Below are 19,632 nucleotides of genomic sequence, written 5' to 3'. Positions count from 1 at the left end.
ATTTGGTATCGTTCTTCTCGGCTGAGGTGCTTGTACATTGGGCAACTTCGACTTGGCGGTTAAAGCGGCCATGATGCTCTCGCATCCTCAGCCACCTATAACCAGTTCATCTTTGTTGCACTTCGTCCTTGAATCCGCCTAATTTTCATTCAAATAATATAAAAAATGTACAAAAATTTCTCTAGGTGGCGCCTAATATTCGGGTAACCCAATTTAGGAGTGCTCTTTATGTGTGGCATTGTCGGCGCCGTTTCTCCCCGCAACATCGTTCCCATCCTCGTGCAAGGTTTGCAGCGTTTGGAATACCGTGGCTATGACTCGTGCGGCGTGGCGGTGCATGCGGCCAGTTTGGGTACCAAGCAGGGCGGCTTGCAGCGTACGCGCAGCACGGCGCGTGTGTCTGAGCTGATGTATCAGGTGAAGGCCGACCACATCGAAGGCGGCATTGGCATTGCGCACACGCGTTGGGCCACGCACGGTGCGCCTGCGGTGCACAACGCGCACCCCCACTTCAGCCACGGCACGGGCGCTGGCGCAGGTGTTTACACAGGCGATGTGCCCAACAAATTGGGCCGTGTGGCCTTGGTGCACAACGGCATCATCGAAAACCACGACGAGTTGCGTGCCGCTCTGCGAGCCAAGGGCTATGAGTTTTTAAGCCAAACCGACACCGAGGTCATCGCCCACTTGGTGGACAGCCTCTACAACGGCGATTTGTTTGAGGCCGTCAAAGCCGCCATCGTTCAACTGCACGGCGCGTATGCGATTGCCGTGTTCCACAAAGACGAGCCGCACCGCGTCATCGGCGCACGCGCGGGCTCTCCGCTCATCTTGGGCGTGGGCAAAACGCACAGCGAAACCTTCCTCGCCAGCGACGCCATGGCCTTGGCGGGCGTGACCGACCAAATCGTGTACCTCGAAGAGGGCGATGTGGTGGACATTCAAATTGGTAAGTACTGGGTGCAAGATCGCCACCACAAGGCCGTCACGCGCGAAGTCAAAACTGTGCAAGCGCACAGCGGCGCAGCAGAGTTGGGCCCGTATCGCCACTACATGCAAAAAGAAATCTTCGAGCAGCCGCGCGCGATTGCCGACACGCTAGAAGGCATTGAGGGCATCACGCCCGAGTTGTTTGGTGACGGCGCGTACTCGGTGTTCAAAGCTGTGGACAACGTGCTCATCCTCGCCTGCGGCACCAGCTACTACAGCGGCTGCGTGGCCAAGTATTGGATAGAAGCGATTGCCAAAATTCCTTGCCAAGTGGAGATTGCCAGCGAGTACCGCTACCGCGAATCGGTGCCCAACCCCTACAGCTTGGTGGTCACCATCAGTCAGTCGGGCGAGACGGCCGACACCTTGGCCGCGCTGCGCCACGCGCAAGGTTTGGGGATGGACAAAACGCTCACCATTTGCAATGTGTCCACCAGCGCCATGGTGCGTGAGTGCAAGCTGGCCTATGTTACGCGTGCGGGTGCAGAGATTGGCGTGGCGTCCACCAAAGCTTTCACCACGCAGCTTGCAGGTTTGTTTTTGTTGACCTTGGCTTTGGCACAAACCAAGGGCCATTTGAGTGAAGAAGAAGAAGAGGCACACATCAAAGACATGCGCCACTTGCCCGCCGCTTTGCAAGCCGTGCTGGCGCTAGAGCCGCAGCTCATCGCGTGGTCGCAAGACTTTGCCAGCAAAGAAAACGCCTTGTTCTTGGGCCGTGGCACGCACTACCCCATCGCGCTCGAAGGTGCGTTGAAGCTCAAAGAAATCACCTACATCCACGCCGAGGCCTATGCCGCAGGTGAGTTAAAGCATGGCCCCTTGGCACTCGTCACCAGTGCCATGCCTGTGGTGACAGTGGCACCTAACGACGCCTTGCTAGAAAAGCTCAAGAGCAATATGCAAGAAGTGCGCGCCCGTGGCGGCGTGTTGTACGTGCTGGCCGATGGCGACACCAAGATTGAAAGCAGCGAAGGCGTGCACGTCATCCGTATGCCCGAGCACTACGGCGTGCTCTCGCCCATCTTGCACGTGGTGCCTTTGCAGTTGCTGAGTTATCACACCGCGTGTGCGCGTGGCACGGATGTGGACAAGCCGCGCAATCTGGCGAAGTCGGTCACAGTGGAGTAGTCGCGCAAGTGAGTAATTTTGATTGCGTCACTATATTTAACGCCCTTGCAAAACCTCCCGATAAGCTGCTGAGTAAGACAAAAGCCCAAGCGCATGGGCTATGCTTAAGGCTTGTAAGACTCTCGCAGCTTTTCGCTGCAACACTGTGATCCCCCCGCATTCCCGTGAATTAGAAAAGCAAGACAAGCGCAGCTATTGGCAACGTTTGCTTGAGTTCATACACCCAGGCCCCGACTCGCGTGAAGAGCTTCTCAATGCCCTTTCCGATGCAGAGGACAACCAAGTCATTGGTGCCGAAAGCCGGCTCATGCTCGAAGGTGTGCTACGCATGGCGGACCTCACAGCAGGCGAGGTCATGGTGGCTGCCCCACGCATGGATCTCATCAACTTAGACGCGCCCATCGAGGAAAGTCTGCACCAAGTCATCAACACAGGGCACTCACGCTTCCCAGTTTACGAGACAGAGCGCGACAACTTGGTTGGCATCTTGTTGGCGAAAGATTTGCTCAAACTTCAGCGCGCACCGTTACTCAACATCCGAACCTTGCTGCGCCTCCCCGTCTTCGTGCCAGAGAGTAAAGGACTCAACGACTTGCTCCGCGAATTTCGTAACACACGCAATCACATGGCCTTGGTGGTCGATGAGTTCGGACGAATTGCCGGACTCATCACGATTGAAGATGTGCTTGAACAAATCGTCGGTGACATTGAAGACGAATTCGACAGCCAAGAAGATGTGGGAGACATCTTTGCCCTTGCAGATCAAACCTATAGGGTCAGCGGTGATGCCTCTTTGGAGCGTGTCGCTGAAGCATTCGGCACACACCTCGAAGTTACAGCCGCAGAAGCAAGCGAAGACACGCACTTCGACACCATCGGTGGCTTCATTGCACATGCCATGGGCCACGTGCCACGCCGCGGTGAATACTTTGAAATCAACAAACTACGCTTTGAAGTTCTCCACACCCGTGGCGGCGCAGTCAAGTGGTTCAAGGCGTATCCCGCGCCGATCGACAAAGCATCGCAGTAAGGCATGCACGACAACGCACAGCAATCCAAGCGGTGGCCTTTGAACGTCACCACCACCACATGGCTCATCTTCTTTGGTTTCACCCAAGCCCTCTCGCTGGCTTGGCCGTTTGAAGGTGACTTCAAAGGCGTTCCCCAAGGGTGGTTGCAGTGCGTCAGTTTGGCGGTATTGGCTGGACTTTTGGACAGAAGCCAATCGGGCAAACAGGCATTCGCCACAGGGTGGACCTTTTCGCTGGCATGGCTCATCGGCTCTACTTGGTGGTTGTTTATTTCTATGAATCGCTACGGTGGCCTGTCTGTGCCAGTTGCCGCCATCGCAGTCTTTGCGTTGTCCGCAGGCTTGGCCTTGTTTTATGGGATGGCCAGTGCCGCTTTCTATGCCATTTGTCAAACAAGCGTTGGCGTATTCCCGCGTGCTTGTGCCTTTGCCGCCGTTTGGGCGCTAGCTGAAATGGCGCGTGGCACGCTCTGGACGGGCTTTCCTTGGGGCGCCGTGGGCTATGCACATGTGGATAGCTTGTTGCAGCACTGGGCCCCTTGGGTGGGCGTCTACGGCCTATGTGCTTTGTCGGCCTTTCTTGCTATGGCCGTCGCAGCAGAACGCCGAGGCTATCGTTCCACTTCACGAGCCACCCTTGTCAGTATCACGCTCGGCGTGACCGTTTTGGGCTTTACTTGGCTCACATCCCCCGGCCGTCACACAGAAAACGAACAGCGGTCGGCACACTCTTTGCGCGTCACCTTGCTGCAAGGCAATATCCCGCAAGACTTGAAATTCGCAGAAGGCGTGAACCAAGCGCTGCACGACTACCGCGACGCTTTGCTCACGGGCGGCAGTGACTTGATAGTCACCCCCGAAACCGCCATCCCGTTGATCCCAGAGCGAATGCCCGAGCACTACTGGGCACAACTGCAAACACATTTCTCCAAAGGCTCGCAAGCTGCGTTGATTGGCTTGCCCCTTGTCCGACGCAACGAGGAAGGCCAATTGCAATACAGCAACTCTGTCTTGGGCTTGATGCCACAAGTCACGCCCGCATCCACGGCCACCTATCAATACGACAAGCATCATCTTGTTCCGTTTGGCGAGTTTGTACCCCCCTTGTTTCAGTGGTTTGTGCAGCTGCTGAACATCCCTTTGGGTGACTTCACGCGTGGCGATGTGGTTCAACCGAACTTCATCTTCAAAGGCGAACGCATCGCTCCCAATATTTGCTACGAAGATTTGTTTGGCGAGGAGATGGCCCGCAGTTTTGCAGATCACGATCAAGCTCCGACCTTGATGGTCAACCTCAGCAACATCGCGTGGTTTGGCAACACAGTGGCCATCGATCAGCACTTGCACATCTCCCGTATGCGGGCCTTAGAACTGGGCCGCCCCATGCTGCGCGCCACCAATACAGGCGCCACCGCCATCATCAATGCACAAGGCCAAGTAACACACCGTTTGCCAAGCGCCGTACAGGGTGCACTCACCGCCGATGTCTATGGCGTACATGGCTCCATCACGCCGTATGCCCGCTGGGTGTCCGTGTGGGGGCTGTGGCCACTGGCAATGCTGGCCTTACTCACCTTATTGATCGTCGCGGGGATGGCACATGCATCGCGCCACGGTCAGAGGCGTTTCGGCCCGTAAAATCAGAGGTTTGCGGGCGTCTTGACCCGCAGCCTAATTTGCCAGCGTTTGCTGGCCACCTTGCATGCTGACTTTTCAACAAATCATTCTCAAACTCCAGTCCTACTGGGCCGAACAGGGTTGCGCCTTGTTGCAACCCATCGACATGGAGGTCGGTGCTGGCACCTCGCACACCGCCACCTTCTTGCGCGCCCTAGGGCCAGAGCCTTGGAAAGCCGCGTATGTGCAACCCAGCCGCCGCCCCAAAGACGGCCGTTATGGCGAGAACCCCAACCGCTTGCAGCATTACTACCAATACCAAGTGGTGTTGAAGCCCGCGCCCAGCAACATCTTGGAGCTGTATTTGGGCTCGCTTGAAGCGCTAGGCTTTGACCTCAAGAAAAACGACATCCGTTTCGTCGAAGACGATTGGGAAAACCCAACCTTGGGCGCTTGGGGCTTGGGCTGGGAAGTTTGGTTGAACGGCATGGAAGTCACGCAATTCACCTACTTCCAGCAAGTCGGCGGCATTGATTGCAAACCCATCACCGGCGAAATCACCTACGGCCTCGAGCGCTTGGCCATGTACCTGCAAGGCGTGGACAACGTCTACAACCTCACGTGGACCGATGACCTCAAGGGCAACAAACTGACCTATGGCGACGTCTACAAACAAAACGAAGTCGAGCAATCCACCTACAACTTCGAACACAGCGATGCCGAGTTCTTGTTCACTGCGTTTGGTGCCCACGAGAAACAAGCGCAGCACCTCGTGGGCGCGCAACTCGCCTTGCCTGCGTATGAGCAAGTGCTCAAAGCCGCACACACCTTCAACTTGCTAGATGCCCGTGGTGCCATCAGCGTGACCGAGCGTGCCGCCTACATTGGCCGCATCCGTAACCTCGCACGCGCGGTGGCGCAAAGCTATTACGAGAGCCGCGAGCGATTGGGTTTTCCCATGGCCCCGCGTGCGTGGGTCGAACAAATGCCCAAGAAGACCGCATGAGCGTAGGACACCAAAACATGACCACCCAAAACCTACTCATCGAACTCTTCGTGGAAGAGCTGCCACCGAAGGTGTTGCAAAAGCTGGGCGACGCTTTCTCTGGCGTGCTGTTTGAACAACTCAAAGTCCAAGGCTTGACGGCTGCCAACTCGGTCGTGACCGCCTACGCCTCACCACGCCGTTTGGCTGCGCACATCACCGCCGTGTCTGCTTTGGCTGCTGACAAAGCGGTGCAGCAAAAACTCATGCCCGTCACTGTGGGCTTAGACGCCAGCGGCAACGCCACGCCTGCCTTGCTGAAAAAGCTCCAAGCCTTGGGCGCAGGCCCCGAAGCCGTGGCGCAACTCAAACGCGCCCCCGACGGCAAAGCCGAAGCTTTGTTTTACGACAGCATCGTCCAAGGCGCGAGCTTGACGGATGGCTTGCAAAAAGCCTTGAGCGAAGCCATTGCTAAATTGCCCATCCCGAAAGTGATGAGCTATCAGCTTGAAACCGACTGTGAATTGCCCGGCTGGAGCAGCGTTAATTTTGTGCGCCCTGCGCACAGCTTGGTCGCTTTGCACGGCAGCACCGTGGTGCCCGTCAAAGCCTTGGGCCTCACTGCGGGCAACCGCACGCAAGGCCACCGCTTTGAGGCCAAAGTGTCGCCTGTGGTGTTGGCCAATGCCGACGTGTACGCTGAAACACTCGCCAATGACGGCGCAGTCATCGCCAGTTATGAAGGCCGTAGTCGAGAAATGATCCGACAACTGCGAGCAAAAGCAAAGCAATGCAATGCCGCACTTGAAGTTGAGCGTGGAATGCAAGCTCTCACCGAAACAGAAGCAGAAGAGGTCTTGCTTGAGAACGCATTGGTTCAAGAGGTCACTGCCTTGGTGGAGCGCCCCAACGTGTTGGTGTGCGAGTTTGAAAAACAGTTCCTCGACGTGCCCCAAGAATGCCTCATCCTCACGATGAAGGCCAACCAAAAATACTTCCCGTTGCTTGATGCCGCAGGCAAGCTTACGCACCAATTCTTGGTGGTCAGCAACATCACACCTGATGATGCGTCGGCAGTCGTTGGTGGCAACGAACGCGTGGTGCGCCCCCGTTTGGCTGACGCCAAATTTTTCTTTGACCAAGACCGCAAAAAGACACTCGCTTCGCGCGTGGACGGTTTGGCCAAGGTTGTGTATCACAACAAACTTGGCACCCAAGGTGAGCGCACCGACCGTGTGCGCGCCATTACCAAAGGCATTGCCGCTTTGTTGCGTAGCGCAAAGAGCGAGGCCGCAATGAATGCAGAAATTAAAGCGCTTGCGTTTTTGTCAACGTTTGAGCGTGATATTGACACCGCTGCGCAACTCGCCAAGACCGACTTGCTCACCGACATGGTGGGCGAGTTTCCCGAGTTGCAAGGCATCATGGGCGGCTACTACGCGCGCCACGATGGTTTAGGCGAGGACGTGGCACAAGCCATTGAAGACCACTACAAACCACGCTTTGCCGGCGACGAATTGCCACGCAATACCGTGGGCGTTGTGGTTGCCTTGGCTGATAAGCTTGAAACCCTAGTGGGTATGTTTGGCATTGGCAATTTGCCGACCGGCGACAAAGATCCATTTGCATTGCGTCGCCACGCTTTGGGCGTGGTGCGCATGTTGAGCGAGGCCAATTTGGATGTGGCATTGGACGCACTGATTGCACAAGCCATTCCGGCCTTCGGCGACAAAATCACCGACCCCGCTGCGGCTCTGAGCTCCTTTATTTACGACCGCCTCTCAGTCGGCCTGCGCGAGCAAGGCTACTCAGCGCAAGAAGTCGAAGCCGTCTTGGCCTTGCGCCCCCAACGCTTGAGCGACGTGGCCAAACGCCTCGCTGCGGTCCGCGCCTTTGCCGCGTTGCCTGAAGCGCCTGCTCTTGCCGCCGCCAATAAACGCATTGGCAATGTGCTCAAAAAAGCTGGCGAAGTCGATGCGAATGTCAACACCGCCTTGTTCATAGAAGACGCCGAACAAGCCCTCTACGCCGTCATGCAAAAACTGTTGCCCGAATCCGAAGCGCAGTTCAACGCAGGCGACTACACCGCTTCGCTGCAAACCTTGGCCACCTTACGCTCGCCTGTGGACGCCTTCTTTGACGACGTGATGGTCAACGCCGAAGAGAAGGACTTGCGCCTCAACCGCCAAGGCCTGCTCAAAAGCTTGCACCTCGCCATGAACCGTGTGGCCGACTTGTCCTGCCTCGTTGCTTAACACCCCACCATGCAAACCAAACTCGTCATCCTCGACCGCGACGGCACCATCAACCAAGACCGCGACGACTACGTCAAATCGGCCGATGAGTGGATCCCCATGTCCGGCGCACTCGAAGCGATTGCGCGTTTGAACCATGCCGGCTGGCATGTCGCAGTGGCTTCCAATCAATCCGGCTTAGGCCGTGGCTTGTTTGATGTCGCCGCCCTCAACGCCATGCACACCAAAATGCACAAGCTTTTGGCGGCCGCAGGCGGGCGCATTGACGCCGTGTTTTACTGCCCGCACAGCCCCGAAGAAACCTGCAACTGCCGCAAGCCCCTCCCTGGTTTGTTTGAGCAAATTGGCGAGCGCTATGGAATGGACTTGACGGGCGTACACGCTGTGGGCGACACCTTGCGCGACTTACAAGCCGGTGCCGCTGCGGACTGTGCCACGCATTTGGTGCTCACTGGCAAAGGCGAGTGCCTCAAGGGCAAAACCTTGCCGACTGAATTTCCTGCGGGGACGCACGTGCATGCAGACCTCGGCGCCTTCGCCGATTGGTTGTTGACGCAACCCGAAGCGGCAAGCAAAGCCCATAAAGCCGGAGCCAAAGCATGATGGCCATGCTGCGCTCCACTGCCCACATGGCCTTCATGTTTGTCACCGTCATTCCCTATGCGACGCTCATCGTGTTGGCTCGCTTGCTCGGCACTCCAGGTGACAAGCTGTATGCGCTGGCGCAGCGTTGGTTGACCTTGAGTGTGGACGCCGCACGCGTCATCATGGGTGTTCGCTACGTCATTCAAGGCCAAGACAACCTGCCTGCGGGCGAAACCAGCCCTGCGATCTTGTTGGTCAAACACCAGTCCACCTACGAGACGTTTTTGATGCCGGCCATCATGCCGCACCCCTTGGCCTACGTGTTCAAAAAAGAGTTGTTGTATGTGCCATTTTTTGGTTGGGCTATCGGCAGTCTGGACATGATCCACATCGACCGCAGCCAACGCGCACGCGCATTTGCCAAAGTGGTAGAGCAAGGCAAAGCCCTGTTGGCCAAAGGCGTGTGGGTCATCATGTTTCCAGAAGGCACACGCATTCCACGCGGTCAGTGCGGCAGCTACAAAAGCGGTGGCACCCGCTTGGCCATTGCCACGGGCGCACCCGTGATTCCCGTGGCCGTGACGTCGGCCAAGTGTTGGCCTCGCAAAGCCTTCATCAAGTACCCAGGCGTGGTGGATGTCTCCATTGGCAAACCCATTTCCAGCGTGGGGCGCGAGGCAGACGAGTTGATGCGTGAAGTCGAAATCTGGATCGAAGCCGAAATGCAGCGCCTCGATCCTGAGGCCTACAACGGCCAACACTGAGCCACGACGCATGGGCCGCTTCTTGCAACTCGTGCTCGACATGTTTGAGGGCGGGCCTGCCCCAGCTCCGCCGCGCATCGTGCCTCCTGCGGTGCAAGGCCCGCATCGCCCCTCGGAGCCTTTGGCGCAAGTTCTGCCCAAGGCCCATTACGCACACCCCCGCGCCACAAGGCGCATTCAGTTGGGCAACGCCGATGTGACCTATGCCTTTCGGCGCGGCAAGCGTCGCACCATCGGCATGGCGATTGGCCCCGATGGTTTGGAAGTCAGCGCACCACGCTGGGTGACGGTGGGCGAAGTGGAATCCGCACTGCGCGAAAAAACCGATTGGATTGCCCGTAAGTTGGTCGAGATGCAAGAGCGGCAACAGCAGCTCGGCGCCGCCCGCATCGTCTGGGCCGATGGTGTCGTGCTGCCGTATTTGGGCCAACCCATGCAAGTTGTGCTGGACTCCACCCGTGCCTTGAAAAAAAACAGTGCACAGTTTGAGCCCGCGGAGCCGTCCCCTGCCTCTTTGGTCGAGCGCATGCCCTTGCGCCATACGCTGCGTCTAGGGCTACCGCTCAACGCCGAACCCCCGCAAATTCGGGACGCTGTGCAAGCCTGGCTCATGCGCCAAGCCAAAGCTTTGTTTGTGGAACGCCTCGACCACTTTGCGCCGCAGTTGGGTGTGCAGTGGCAGCGTGTGTCCCTCAGTAGCGCGGCCACGCGCTGGGGCAGTGCCAGTGCTAACGGCGCTATTCGACTGAACTGGCGGTTGGTCCACCACAAACGCGACGTGATTGACTATGTGGTCGCCCACGAACTCAGCCATTTGCGCGTCATGGACCACAGCCCGCGCTTTTGGGAGACCGTGCAAAGCGTCATGCCCGACTATGCGCAGCGCCGCCGTGTCCTTAAGGATGAACCCTTACCCCCGTGGTCTTGAGTTGGTTTCAGGAGATTTCCCGCCATAATTGACGTTTACGTAAACGTAAACAAGGACATCATGGCGACCACCTATTCCATCAGCGACTTGGCGCGGGAGTTTGACCTCACCACACGGGCCATCCGTTTTTACGAAGACATGGGCTTGTTGCGGCCCGAACGTTCGGGCCCTGGCGGACGTAACCGTGTCTACAGCCACCGCGACCGAACGCGCCTCAAACTCACCCTGCGCGCCAAGCGCCTGGGCTTGTCGTTGAATGAGGCCAAAGACCTCATCGACATGTACGACAGCCCACGCGACACGGGCCCGCAGCTACAAAAGTTCTTGCAGGTCCTCGATGCCCACAAGCGTGAGCTAGAAGCACAAATGGGTGAAATTCAAGCCAACCTCGATGAAGTCAAGGCCCACGAAAAAGAAGCTCGTAGCCTGCTCGCCAAGCAAGGTGACAAGCCCATCAAAAAGCCCACCCAAAAAACTGTAAAAATCGCGAAAGGTCACGTATGACGCATCCTAAACTCCACGCCCGCATTGACGCCAGCTTTGTGCGCCAAGGCATGATGCAGCACCTGGGTGCCCGCATCGTGGCAGTGGCCCCGGGCAAGGTGGAAGTCGCCTTGCCGTACTCGGAGCGCGTTACCCAGCAGCAGGGGGGCTACCACGGGGGTGCCATGGGCGCACTGGCCGACATCGCGGCGGGTTATGCCGGACTGACCGTGGCGCCAGAGGGGCAAGAAGTGACCACGGTGGAATACAAGATCAATTTTTTAGCCGCCTTCCAAGGTGGCGAATTACGCGCACGCGGCCATGTGGTGCGTGTGGGCAAACGTCTCATCATCACCACTGCCGAAGTGGTACACCTTGACGACGATGGTGGTGAATCGCCCTGCGCGTTGATGCAGCAAACCCTCGCCACCGTCAACAAAACCTACTAAAGCCAACGACAGGAGACAAGCATGAGCAACTTACCAGGCCTGGACTTTCAACTCGGTGAAGACATCGACGCCCTGCGCGATGCCGTGCGCGACTTCGCGCAAGCCGAAATCGCACCACGCGCCGCGCAGATTGACCATGACGACCAGTTCCCCATGGACCTGTGGCGCAAGATGGGCGACCTCGGTGTGTTGGGCATCACCGTGGGTGAGGAATATGGCGGTGCCAACATGGGCTACTTGGCCCACATGATTGCCATGGAAGAAATCTCGCGGGCCTCTGCCAGCGTGGGCCTGTCTTACGGCGCGCACAGCAACTTGTGTGTGAATCAAATCAAACGCAACGGCACACCAGAGCAACGCGCCAAGTACCTGCCCAAACTCATCAGCGGCGAGCATGTGGGGGCCTTGGCCATGTCCGAACCTGGCGCGGGCTCAGACGTCATCAGCATGAAGCTCAAAGCGGAAGACAAAGGCGGCTACTACCTGCTCAACGGCAGCAAGATGTGGATCACCAACGGCCCAGACGCCGACACGCTTGTGGTCTACGCCAAGACTGAGCCTGACAGCGAGGGCCCCCACGCTTCGCCGCCCCCCGAGGGGGCTCGCCTGCCTTCGGGCGGCCGTGCGGCAGGCGGAGGCGCACGCAACATCACAGCCTTCTTGATCGAGAAGGGCATGAAGGGCTTCAGCGTCGCGCAAAAACTCGACAAACTGGGCATGCGGGGTAGCCACACCGGTGAACTCGTGTTTCAAAACGTCGAAGTGCCTGAAAGCCACATCTTGGGCGGCTTGAACATGGGCGCCAAAGTGTTGATGAGCGGCTTGGACTACGAGCGCGCCGTGCTCACGGGCGGCCCCTTGGGCATCATGCAATCGGTGATGGACAACGTCATCCCCTATATCCACGACCGCAAGCAGTTTGGCCAAAGCATTGGCGAGTTCCAACTCATCCAAGGCAAAGTCGCCGACATGTACACCGTGCTGCAAGCGGGGCGTTCGTTTGCCTACACCGTAGCGAAAAATCTCGATATGTTGGGTGCTGACCATGTGCGCCAAGTTCGCAAAGACTGCGCCTCTGTGATTTTGTGGACAGCCGAAAAAGCCACTTGGATGGCGGGTGAAGGCGTACAAATTTTTGGTGGCAATGGCTACATCAACGAATACCCCTTGGGCCGTCTATGGCGCGATGCCAAGTTGTACGAAATTGGCGCGGGGACCAGCGAAATTCGTCGCATGTTGATTGGCCGCGAACTGTTTGCCGAGACAATGTAAGGGTGCGCTCTGGTTCGGAGTGCTTTCCTTTGGAATGTGTGACTGAATGACAAAATTTTTTGCCCTCTTCTTGGCCCCGCTTCGCGCTGTCTTGCACGGTTTGAGTTTGGGCTTGTGTGTCGGCGTGGCCTTGGCTGCGTGGTTCAGCCTTGCGCGCTGTTTGATGCTGGGTTACTACTGGCCCAGCCCAGGTGCTGATTTGTGGGCCGAGTTGCCCGTTGCCATGCTGATGGGCTTTCGGTTTGACCTGAAGATGGGGGCCATTGCTGCGCTGCTGTTGTTCCCGCTGTTGGGCTGGCGCTGGCGCATGAGTGCGGTGCTCATTCAAGTCTGGGCGAGCGTTTTTGCGGTGTTGGCTGTCATCAACTTTTACTACTACGGCTTTTACAAACTGCCCATCGACAGTGTGATCTTTGGCTTGGCCGATGATGACACGGTGGCTGTTTTGCACACCATTTGGCAAGACTTCCCCATGCTGCAAATCGCCGCGGTGCTGGCACTGGCCGTGTGGTCTGCCAATGCCGCTGCCTTGCATGTGGGCCAGCGCGTGCTGGTGTGGGTGCAATCGCGTTGGGTGCGTGCGTGGCACTTGTTGTGGATTCCTGTCTTGTTGCTCCTCGTCTTGATGGTGGGCAAGGGCACGCTCAAAGGCATGGCCTTGCAGTTGGACAATATCACCGCCACCAGCAAACCGTTTTTGAACAACGTCATCCCCAACGGGGTAACCGCGCTCTACAACGCCTGGGATGCTTACCGTTCATCAATTGATATTGGCGAAGAAGACACAGGCCTCAAAGCTTTTGGGTTTCAAACCTACCAAGAGGCGGCACGTGCTTACGGCATCACGGCCACCACGCCGCAAGGTGTGCAGCGCGCCTTGATGGCCTCAGGGCGCAACCAACCCAATGGCAAGAATTTGGTCTTCTTCCAGATGGAGTCGTGGAGTGCCGAGCCTTTCAAATACCAATCCAAAGACTTGGATGTGCTGGCGGGTTTGAACCATCAACTCGACCATGCATGGGTCTTCAATAACTTCGACGCCGCGCATCATGGCACGCACCCCGCGCTGGAAGCGATTTTGTTCAACACCCCTGTCACGCCCATCACCAACGGCAAATACAGGCATATTCAGCTGGATTGGGGTGTACCGTTCGCCTTCAAAAAAGCAGGCTACGACACCTTGTTTGTCACCTCTGGCCAGTCTGGCTGGCGCGAACTCAACCGTGTTTTGCTGACACAAAGTTTTGATGAAGTCATCGATGCCGCCACCTTGCGCGCCAAGTACCCAGGGGCTGAGGGTGGCATTTGGGGCGTGTGGGATGCCTACATGTTTCGCGCCATCGAAGAGCGCTTGGCCCAACAGCCCAAAGACCGGCCATTGTTTATTTACGCCATGTCCACCACCAACCATCCCCCGTATGAGTTGCCCTCGGACTACAAGCCTTTTGCGTTTGACATCAACAAGTGGCCAGGTGAAAAAGGGGCAGAGGGTTTGATACCAAATTTACAAACTTATCGCTATGCAAATGACGAATTGGCCAAGTTCGTCACAGCGGTAGAGGCAAGCCCTGCTGCGGCACGAACGGTGGTAGCCGCAGCAGGCGACCACAACGTGCGCACCTTTGGTCAGTACATCTCCCCCAGCCGTCAAATCTTGCGCCAGCAAGTGCCCTTCATCGTGTGGGGCGCAGGTAAGTTGGCCTGTCCCCAAGCCTTGCAACAAGTCGCCAGCCATTTAGACATGTTCCCCACCCTGTTCCCCATGCTGGGCATTGGTGAGGGCTATCTGATGACGGGGCGTAACTTGGCCGTGTGCCCTACAGCGCGAAGCACCGCCGAGGCCATGGCCGTCACCTTCATTGGCCAAGTACGCACCAACGACGCGATTTGGAGTATGAGCAGCGCCAACACCTTGGCTTGTCAACCTGTCGGAAGTGTGTGTGAATGGGCGCCTCAGCAAGACGCCAAAGCGCGTGCCCGCGTGGCATTGATGGACTGGAATGTCCGTCACCACATTCATCAAGCTGCGCACCCCAAACGGTAGGAAACATCAAACATGCCTCACTCTCTCAAACATCTTTTCGACAACAACCGTGAATGGGCCGAGCGCATGGAGCGCGAGCAGCCTGGGTTCTTCTCGCGTTTGTCGCAACAGCAGTCACCTAAGTATTTGTGGATCGGTTGCTCCGATAGCCGCGTGCCGGCCAACCAAATTACGGGCCTCGATCCTGGTGAAGTGTTCGTGCATCGCAACATCGCCAACGTGGTGGTGCATTCGGATCTGAATGCGTTGTCTGTCATTCAATACGCCGTCGATTGTTTGAAGGTCGAACACATCATGGTCGTGGGCCACTATGGTTGTGGTGGCGTCTTGGCCGCCACGCGCGGCACGCGCATTGGTTTGGCCGACAACTGGCTGCGCCACGTGCAAGACGTGCGTTTGCGCCATCGTCAGCGCCTCAACCATTTGCCGCAAGCGCAACTCGAAGAAGTCATGTGTGAGATGAACGTCATTGAGCAAGTGGGCAACGTCGCGCTGTCCAACGTCATGCAAGATGCTTGGAGCCGTGGGCAAAAAGTCGCGATTCATGGTTGGATTTACCGCGTCTCCGACGGCTTGGCCCATGACTTGGATGTGACGATGAGCCGTCCCGGCGAAGTCGTCGATGTCTTTCGTCGCGCCTTCAAGAAATACCCACGCGGCGCATAACCGTTTTCATTTTTCAAACCCGCAGCAGGATCCCTCACGTGACCACCCACACAGACCCCATCGTCATCGTCAGCGCTGCGCGCACACCTATGGGCAGTTTTCAAGGCGACTTCTCTAGCCTCGCCGCACACGACCTAGGCGGCGCCGCCATCAAGGCTGCTGTCGAGCGTGCGGGTATCAACCCAGAGTGGGTGACGGAGGTGTTGTTTGGCAACTGTTTGATGGCGGGTCAAGGTCAAGCCCCTGCTCGCCAAGCCGCGTTCAAAGGCGGGTTACCCAAGTCGGCTGGCGCAGTGACCCTGTCCAAAATGTGCGGCTCAGGCATGCGCGCCGCGATGTTTGCGCACGACATGTTGATCGCAGGCACACACGATGTGTTGGTGGCCGGTGGCATGGAGAGCATGACCAACGCGCCTTACCTCATGCTCAAGGGCCGCGGCGGCTATCGCATTGGCCACGACCGCATCTTTGACCACATGATGCTCGATGGCTTGGAAGACGCTTATGAGCCAGGCCGCAGCATGGGTACCTTTGGTGAAGACTGCGCGGCCAAATACAGCTTCACCCGTGCCGAGCAAGATGCGTTTGCCACCGCCAGCGTCCAGCGCGCCAAAGCCGCCACCGAGAGTGGCGCTTTCGCCACCGAAATCACCCCCGTCACGGTCAAGACTCGTGCGGGCGATACCGTGGTCTCGATTGACGAAGGCCCAGGAAAAATCAAGCTCGACAAAATCACCTCGCTCAAACCTGCGTTCAAAAAAGACGGCACCATCACCGCCGCTTCTAGCTCGTCCATCAACGACGGCGGCGCAGCCATGGTGTTGATGCGCGAGAGCACAGCCAAAAAGTTAGGCTGCAAGCCATTGGCCCGCATCGTGAGTCACGCCACCCACGCGCAAGAACCTGAATGGTTTGCCACCGCCCCCGTGGGCGCGACACAAAAAGCCTTGGCCAAAGCCGGCTGGAAAGTGGAAGACGTGGACCTGTGGGAAGTCAACGAAGCGTTCGCGGTGGTGCCCATGGCTTTGATGAAAGAGCTCAACGTGTCGCACGACAAGGTCAACGTCAACGGCGGCGCGTGTGCCTTGGGTCATCCCATTGGCGCATCGGGTGCGCGCATCATGGTCACTTTGATTCACGCCCTCAAAGCACGTGGCCTCAAAAAAGGCTTGGCCACCTTGTGCATCGGCGGCGGTGAAGGCACGGCGGTGGCGTTGGAAATTATTTAAGGACGCGTGCCATGTTGCTCACCCCAGACCAAACCATGATTCGCGACGCGGTGCGCGACTTTGCCCAACAAGAACTCTGGCCCAACGCGGCCCAGTGGGACAAAGCGCACACCTTTCCGCATGAGGTGCACCAGGGCTTGGCCGCGCTCGGTGCCTATGGCATTTGTGTGCCCGAAGACTTGGGCGGCGCAGGCTTGGACTACACCACACTCGCGATTGTTTTAGAAGAAATCGCCGCAGGCGACGGCGGCACCAGCACCGCCATCAGCGTGACCAACTGCCCCGTCAACGCCATCCTCATGCGCTACGGCAACGACGCACAAAAGAAACAATGGCTCACGCCCTTGGCCCAAGGGCAGATGCTGGGCGCGTTTTGTTTGACCGAGCCGCATGTCGGCTCTGACGCTTCTGCACTCAGGACAACCGCGACGCGGGTGTCCGCGTCACAGGAAGGGCCCACTGCCACCAAACAAGGCGACGAATACGTCATCAACGGGGTGAAGCAATTCATCACCAGCGGCAAAAACGGCCACGTCGCCATCGTCATCGCCGTCACCGACAAAGGCGCAGGCAAAAAAGGCATGAGCGCCTTCATCGTGCCCACCAGCGCACCCGGCTACCAAGTGGCGCGCCTCGAAGACAAACTGGGCCAACACAGCAGCGACACCGCGCAAATCAACTTTGACAACTGCCGCATCCCTGCCGAGAACTTGATTGGCTCGGAAGGCGAGGGCTACAAGATTGCCCTGTCTGCTTTAGAAGGCGGGCGCATTGGCATCGCCGCACAAAGCATTGGCATGGCACGCAGCGCATTTCAAGCCGCTTTGCACTACAGCAAAGAACGCGTGAGCTTTGGCACCGCCATCTTCAACCACCAAGCGGTGGGCTTTCGTTTGGCCGATTGCGCCACCCAACTCGAAGCCGCACGTCAGTTGATGTACCACGCCGCTGCCTTGCGCGACGCTGGCTTGCCTTGCTTGAAAGAGGCGGCCATGGCCAAACTCTTTGCCAGCGAAACCGCCGAACAGGTGTGCAGCGTCGCCATTCAAACCTTGGGTGGTTATGGCGTGGTCAGCGACTTCCCCGTGGAGCGCATCTACCGCGATGTGCGCGTGTGCCAAATTTACGAAGGCACCAGCGACGTACAAAAAATCATCATCCAACGCGCACTGGCTTAAAGCCCCCTGCCAGCCAAGGCTGACACTACGTGCAGGACAATGGCGGTAGTTTGAAAACGGAGCTGTCTATGTCCTTCGCCACTACCCATACCGCCACTTTGCTGAAATACGGCGGCATCAGCTTCATTGCGGGCGCAGTAAACCACGGCATGTTCAGCGAAAGCCGCTCGGCCATCACCGCCGCATTTGGCGTGTGCTTTTACTTGCTCGGCTCGTGGCTAGAAATGCGCGTGCAAGACGCGCAGCGTCAAAGCTGGGCCGATGTGTTAGGCGTCGGCATTGTGTCGTCTATTGGGCTTGGTTTCTTCACGGGCGGCCTGCAACACTTTCCTGATTCACCTGACCGTAGCGTGTGGGTCGTTCCCTTGGGCTTTGCCTTGAGTTTGCTGGCCATGTACTACATGGATTGGCGCACGCGCATGTCGGTCAATCGACTCATCACCTACGCTTTGTTCTCAATTGCAGTGGTCTGTGCTTGCTCAGCTTTGGCGTGGTTGCAGCTGATAGGGCAAGCGGGCGATGGTCACGGTCACAGCCATGGGGAAGCTACCTTACAAACACAAGATGCTCACGAGCACAGTGGCGCGGGCGCAGTAGCCCCGACGCGCACCGTGACGGTGACGCTCAGTGACGATATGCGCTTCACGCCTGACAACTGGCAAGCCACATCAGGCGAAACCGTTCGAATCCAACTGGTGAACACGGGCAAAGTGCGCCATGAGTTCATCATTGGCACAGAGGCCGAGTTGCAAGCCCATGCCGAAGAAATGAAAAAGCCAAACACCAGCCACAACCACCACGCTGGCAACGCCGTGAGCGTGGCTGCTGGTAGCAAGGGTGAGCTGGTGTGGGCCTTCACTGATGCAGGCGTGTTGCACATCGCGTGCTTCGAGCCCGGCCATTACGACGCAGGCATGCGTGGCACTATTTTGGTATTGCCTTAATTTCTACAGCTGACATGACCGCACTTGCTAGCTGCCCTTGCGGACGCGTGAATGCCAAGAAGCGAGCCGTGGCTTACGCCGACTGTTGCGGCCGCTTTGTGGAACATTTCGCCACTACGCCAGCTCCCGATGCCGAGCATCTCATGCGATCCCGCTACTGCGCGTTTGTGTTGGCGCGAGCTGACTACTTGCGGACCACATGGCACAACAGCACATGTCCTGCGTCGTTTGACTTGGATGCAGGTGCCAAGTGGCTAGGTCTTGAGGTTCGAGAGCACAAAGTCACAGGCGCGGATACAGCCGAGGTGGCGTTTGTGGCGCGTTACCGTCTTGATGGCAAAGCAGTTCGCCTGCTCGAGCGCAGCAGATTCGTGCGCGAAGCCGATCGTTGGTTTTATGTGGATGGCGACCCGAGATGACATTTCAAGCGGTTTTATTTGATTGCGACGGGGTGCTGATCGACAGCGAAGCCATCGCCTGCGCTGCGCGACATGCTGGATGAAAACGGCTGGCGCTTGGAGCTAGCCGAGTGCATGACGCACTTTGTGGGGCACACCGTGCGCAGCCGCGCCGACTTGATTGAAGCGCACACGGGCAAGCCCTTGACGGAGGCGTTCATGGACGAGTTCTACCGCCGCCGCAACGTACGACTTGACAACGAAATCACCGCCATCGACGGCGTCCACGACGCTGTGCACCATGTGCACGAGCGCTGCGAAGGCCGCATCGCCGTGGCGTCAGGCGCCGACCGACTCAAGGTGGAGATGATGTTGCAGCGCGTGGGCTTGGCTCAGTTTTTTGAAGGCCGCATTTTCAGTGGCCACGAAATGCCACGCAGTAAACCGCACCCTGATGTGTACTTGGCCGCCGCGGCGCATTTGCAGGTTGCCCCGTCGCGGTGCTTGGTGGTGGAGGACACGCCTCTGGGCATCACGGCGGGTGTGGCGGCTGGCGCGACGGTGTGGGCCTATGCCCCGCCGCTTGCACCCACGGATGTGCTGACGCAGGCCAGTGCCACGCATGTGTTTGCGCACATGAACGACTTACGCTTTTAACGCCACCCTTGCACGCGACTGGCCTAA

The 19,632-nt window shown here is 57.8% G+C and carries 16 protein-coding genes and 3 pseudogenes; all 19 read left to right on the top strand.

The genetic code is table 11. The features are described from left to right. The first annotated feature begins 228 nt into the window (after positions 1-228). Positions 229-2,121: a glutamine--fructose-6-phosphate transaminase (isomerizing) gene (gene glmS / locus RMS03_RS03385; RefSeq protein ID WP_310625696.1), complete on the top strand. Its 1,893-nt coding sequence runs from the start codon at positions 229-231 to the stop codon at positions 2,119-2,121. A gap of 145 nt (positions 2,122-2,266) precedes the next feature. Further along, positions 2,267-3,151, top strand: a complete 885-nt coding sequence (locus tag RMS03_RS03380) for a CBS domain-containing protein (protein ID WP_310625695.1) — start codon at positions 2,267-2,269, stop codon at positions 3,149-3,151. Positions 3,152-3,154: 3 nt separating this feature from the next. Next, positions 3,155-4,789 (top strand): apolipoprotein N-acyltransferase, encoded by a 1,635-nt coding sequence (gene lnt / locus RMS03_RS03375; RefSeq protein ID WP_310625694.1) that lies wholly within the window; start codon positions 3,155-3,157, stop codon positions 4,787-4,789. A 64-nt stretch (positions 4,790-4,853) separates the two neighbouring features. After that, on the top strand, positions 4,854-5,774 hold the full coding sequence (gene glyQ, locus RMS03_RS03370) for a glycine--tRNA ligase subunit alpha (protein ID WP_310625693.1): 921 nt from the start codon (positions 4,854-4,856) through the stop codon (positions 5,772-5,774). Between the two features lie 17 nt (positions 5,775-5,791). Then, entirely contained in the window at positions 5,792-8,008 is a 2,217-nt protein-coding gene (gene glyS, locus RMS03_RS03365) for a glycine--tRNA ligase subunit beta (protein WP_310625692.1), read from the top strand. 9 nt (positions 8,009-8,017) lie between these two features. After that, positions 8,018-8,611, top strand: coding sequence for a D-glycero-beta-D-manno-heptose 1,7-bisphosphate 7-phosphatase (gene gmhB / locus RMS03_RS03360; protein WP_310625691.1), 594 nt, complete (start codon positions 8,018-8,020; stop codon positions 8,609-8,611). Continuing rightward, positions 8,611-9,357 carry a lysophospholipid acyltransferase family protein gene (locus tag RMS03_RS03355; RefSeq protein ID WP_310625699.1) on the top strand — a complete coding sequence of 249 codons (747 nt, stop codon included), beginning with the start codon at positions 8,611-8,613 and terminating at the stop codon, positions 9,355-9,357. The genes gmhB and RMS03_RS03355 overlap by 1 nt, the downstream gene beginning before the upstream one ends. A 10-nt stretch (positions 9,358-9,367) precedes the next feature. Then, on the top strand, positions 9,368-10,285 hold the full coding sequence (locus tag RMS03_RS03350) for a SprT family zinc-dependent metalloprotease (protein WP_310625690.1): 918 nt from the start codon (positions 9,368-9,370) through the stop codon (positions 10,283-10,285). Between the two features lie 60 nt (positions 10,286-10,345). Further along, the gene (locus RMS03_RS03345; protein WP_310625689.1) at positions 10,346-10,789 is read left to right on the top strand and encodes a MerR family DNA-binding transcriptional regulator; all 444 of its coding nucleotides are present in this window, start codon (positions 10,346-10,348) and stop codon (positions 10,787-10,789) included. Continuing rightward, positions 10,786-11,217 carry a PaaI family thioesterase gene (locus tag RMS03_RS03340; RefSeq protein ID WP_310625688.1) on the top strand — a complete coding sequence of 144 codons (432 nt, stop codon included), beginning with the start codon at positions 10,786-10,788 and terminating at the stop codon, positions 11,215-11,217. Before RMS03_RS03345 ends, RMS03_RS03340 begins: the two co-directional genes overlap by 4 nt. A gap of 21 nt (positions 11,218-11,238) precedes the next feature. Then, positions 11,239-11,782, top strand: a pseudogene (locus tag RMS03_RS11625) (acyl-CoA dehydrogenase family protein); the annotation flags it as partial. A 71-nt stretch (positions 11,783-11,853) separates the two neighbouring features. Then, positions 11,854-12,489, top strand: a pseudogene (locus RMS03_RS11620) (acyl-CoA dehydrogenase family protein); the annotation flags it as partial. A 46-nt stretch (positions 12,490-12,535) separates the two neighbouring features. Beyond that, complete coding sequence (locus RMS03_RS03330) at positions 12,536-14,533, top strand: LTA synthase family protein (protein WP_310625686.1); 1,998 nt, start codon at positions 12,536-12,538, stop codon at positions 14,531-14,533. Positions 14,534-14,545: 12 nt separating this feature from the next. Next, the gene (gene can / locus RMS03_RS03325; protein ID WP_310625685.1) at positions 14,546-15,199 is read left to right on the top strand and encodes a carbonate dehydratase; all 654 of its coding nucleotides are present in this window, start codon (positions 14,546-14,548) and stop codon (positions 15,197-15,199) included. A gap of 38 nt (positions 15,200-15,237) precedes the next feature. Beyond that, entirely contained in the window at positions 15,238-16,428 is a 1,191-nt protein-coding gene (locus tag RMS03_RS03320; protein WP_310625684.1) for an acetyl-CoA C-acyltransferase, read from the top strand. 11 nt (positions 16,429-16,439) lie between these two features. Further along, positions 16,440-17,606, top strand: coding sequence for an acyl-CoA dehydrogenase family protein (locus RMS03_RS03315; RefSeq protein ID WP_310625683.1), 1,167 nt, complete (start codon positions 16,440-16,442; stop codon positions 17,604-17,606). 68 nt (positions 17,607-17,674) lie between these two features. After that, positions 17,675-18,550 carry a cupredoxin family protein gene (locus RMS03_RS03310; protein ID WP_310625682.1) on the top strand — a complete coding sequence of 292 codons (876 nt, stop codon included), beginning with the start codon at positions 17,675-17,677 and terminating at the stop codon, positions 18,548-18,550. A gap of 14 nt (positions 18,551-18,564) precedes the next feature. Then, positions 18,565-18,969 carry a YchJ family metal-binding protein gene (locus tag RMS03_RS03305; RefSeq protein ID WP_310625681.1) on the top strand — a complete coding sequence of 135 codons (405 nt, stop codon included), beginning with the start codon at positions 18,565-18,567 and terminating at the stop codon, positions 18,967-18,969. Beyond that, positions 18,966-19,605, top strand: a pseudogene (locus RMS03_RS03300) (HAD family hydrolase). Before RMS03_RS03305 ends, RMS03_RS03300 begins: the two are co-directional and overlap by 4 nt. The last annotated feature ends 27 nt before the right edge of the window (positions 19,606-19,632 follow it).

The organism is Limnohabitans sp., from assembly GCF_031538885.1.
GTDB lineage: Bacteria > Pseudomonadota > Gammaproteobacteria > Burkholderiales > Burkholderiaceae_C > Limnohabitans.
This window is presented reverse-complemented; position numbering and strand designations above follow the sequence as displayed.

Coding starts and splice junctions, on each gene's coding strand:
- RMS03_RS03350 (WP_310625690.1), top strand. CDS start 9,368: ATGGGCCGCTTCTTGCAACTCGTGCTCGACATGTTTGAGGGCGGGCCT.
- glyS (WP_310625692.1), top strand. CDS start 5,792: ATGACCACCCAAAACCTACTCATCGAACTCTTCGTGGAAGAGCTGCCA.
- RMS03_RS03345 (WP_310625689.1), top strand. CDS start 10,346: ATGGCGACCACCTATTCCATCAGCGACTTGGCGCGGGAGTTTGACCTC.
- glmS (WP_310625696.1), top strand. CDS start 229: ATGTGTGGCATTGTCGGCGCCGTTTCTCCCCGCAACATCGTTCCCATC.
- RMS03_RS03355 (WP_310625699.1), top strand. CDS start 8,611: ATGGCCATGCTGCGCTCCACTGCCCACATGGCCTTCATGTTTGTCACC.
- lnt (WP_310625694.1), top strand. CDS start 3,155: ATGCACGACAACGCACAGCAATCCAAGCGGTGGCCTTTGAACGTCACC.
- RMS03_RS03340 (WP_310625688.1), top strand. CDS start 10,786: ATGACGCATCCTAAACTCCACGCCCGCATTGACGCCAGCTTTGTGCGC.
- RMS03_RS03330 (WP_310625686.1), top strand. CDS start 12,536: ATGACAAAATTTTTTGCCCTCTTCTTGGCCCCGCTTCGCGCTGTCTTG.
- RMS03_RS03305 (WP_310625681.1), top strand. CDS start 18,565: ATGACCGCACTTGCTAGCTGCCCTTGCGGACGCGTGAATGCCAAGAAG.
- RMS03_RS03310 (WP_310625682.1), top strand. CDS start 17,675: ATGTCCTTCGCCACTACCCATACCGCCACTTTGCTGAAATACGGCGGC.
- gmhB (WP_310625691.1), top strand. CDS start 8,018: ATGCAAACCAAACTCGTCATCCTCGACCGCGACGGCACCATCAACCAA.
- can (WP_310625685.1), top strand. CDS start 14,546: ATGCCTCACTCTCTCAAACATCTTTTCGACAACAACCGTGAATGGGCC.
- glyQ (WP_310625693.1), top strand. CDS start 4,854: ATGCTGACTTTTCAACAAATCATTCTCAAACTCCAGTCCTACTGGGCC.
- RMS03_RS03315 (WP_310625683.1), top strand. CDS start 16,440: ATGTTGCTCACCCCAGACCAAACCATGATTCGCGACGCGGTGCGCGAC.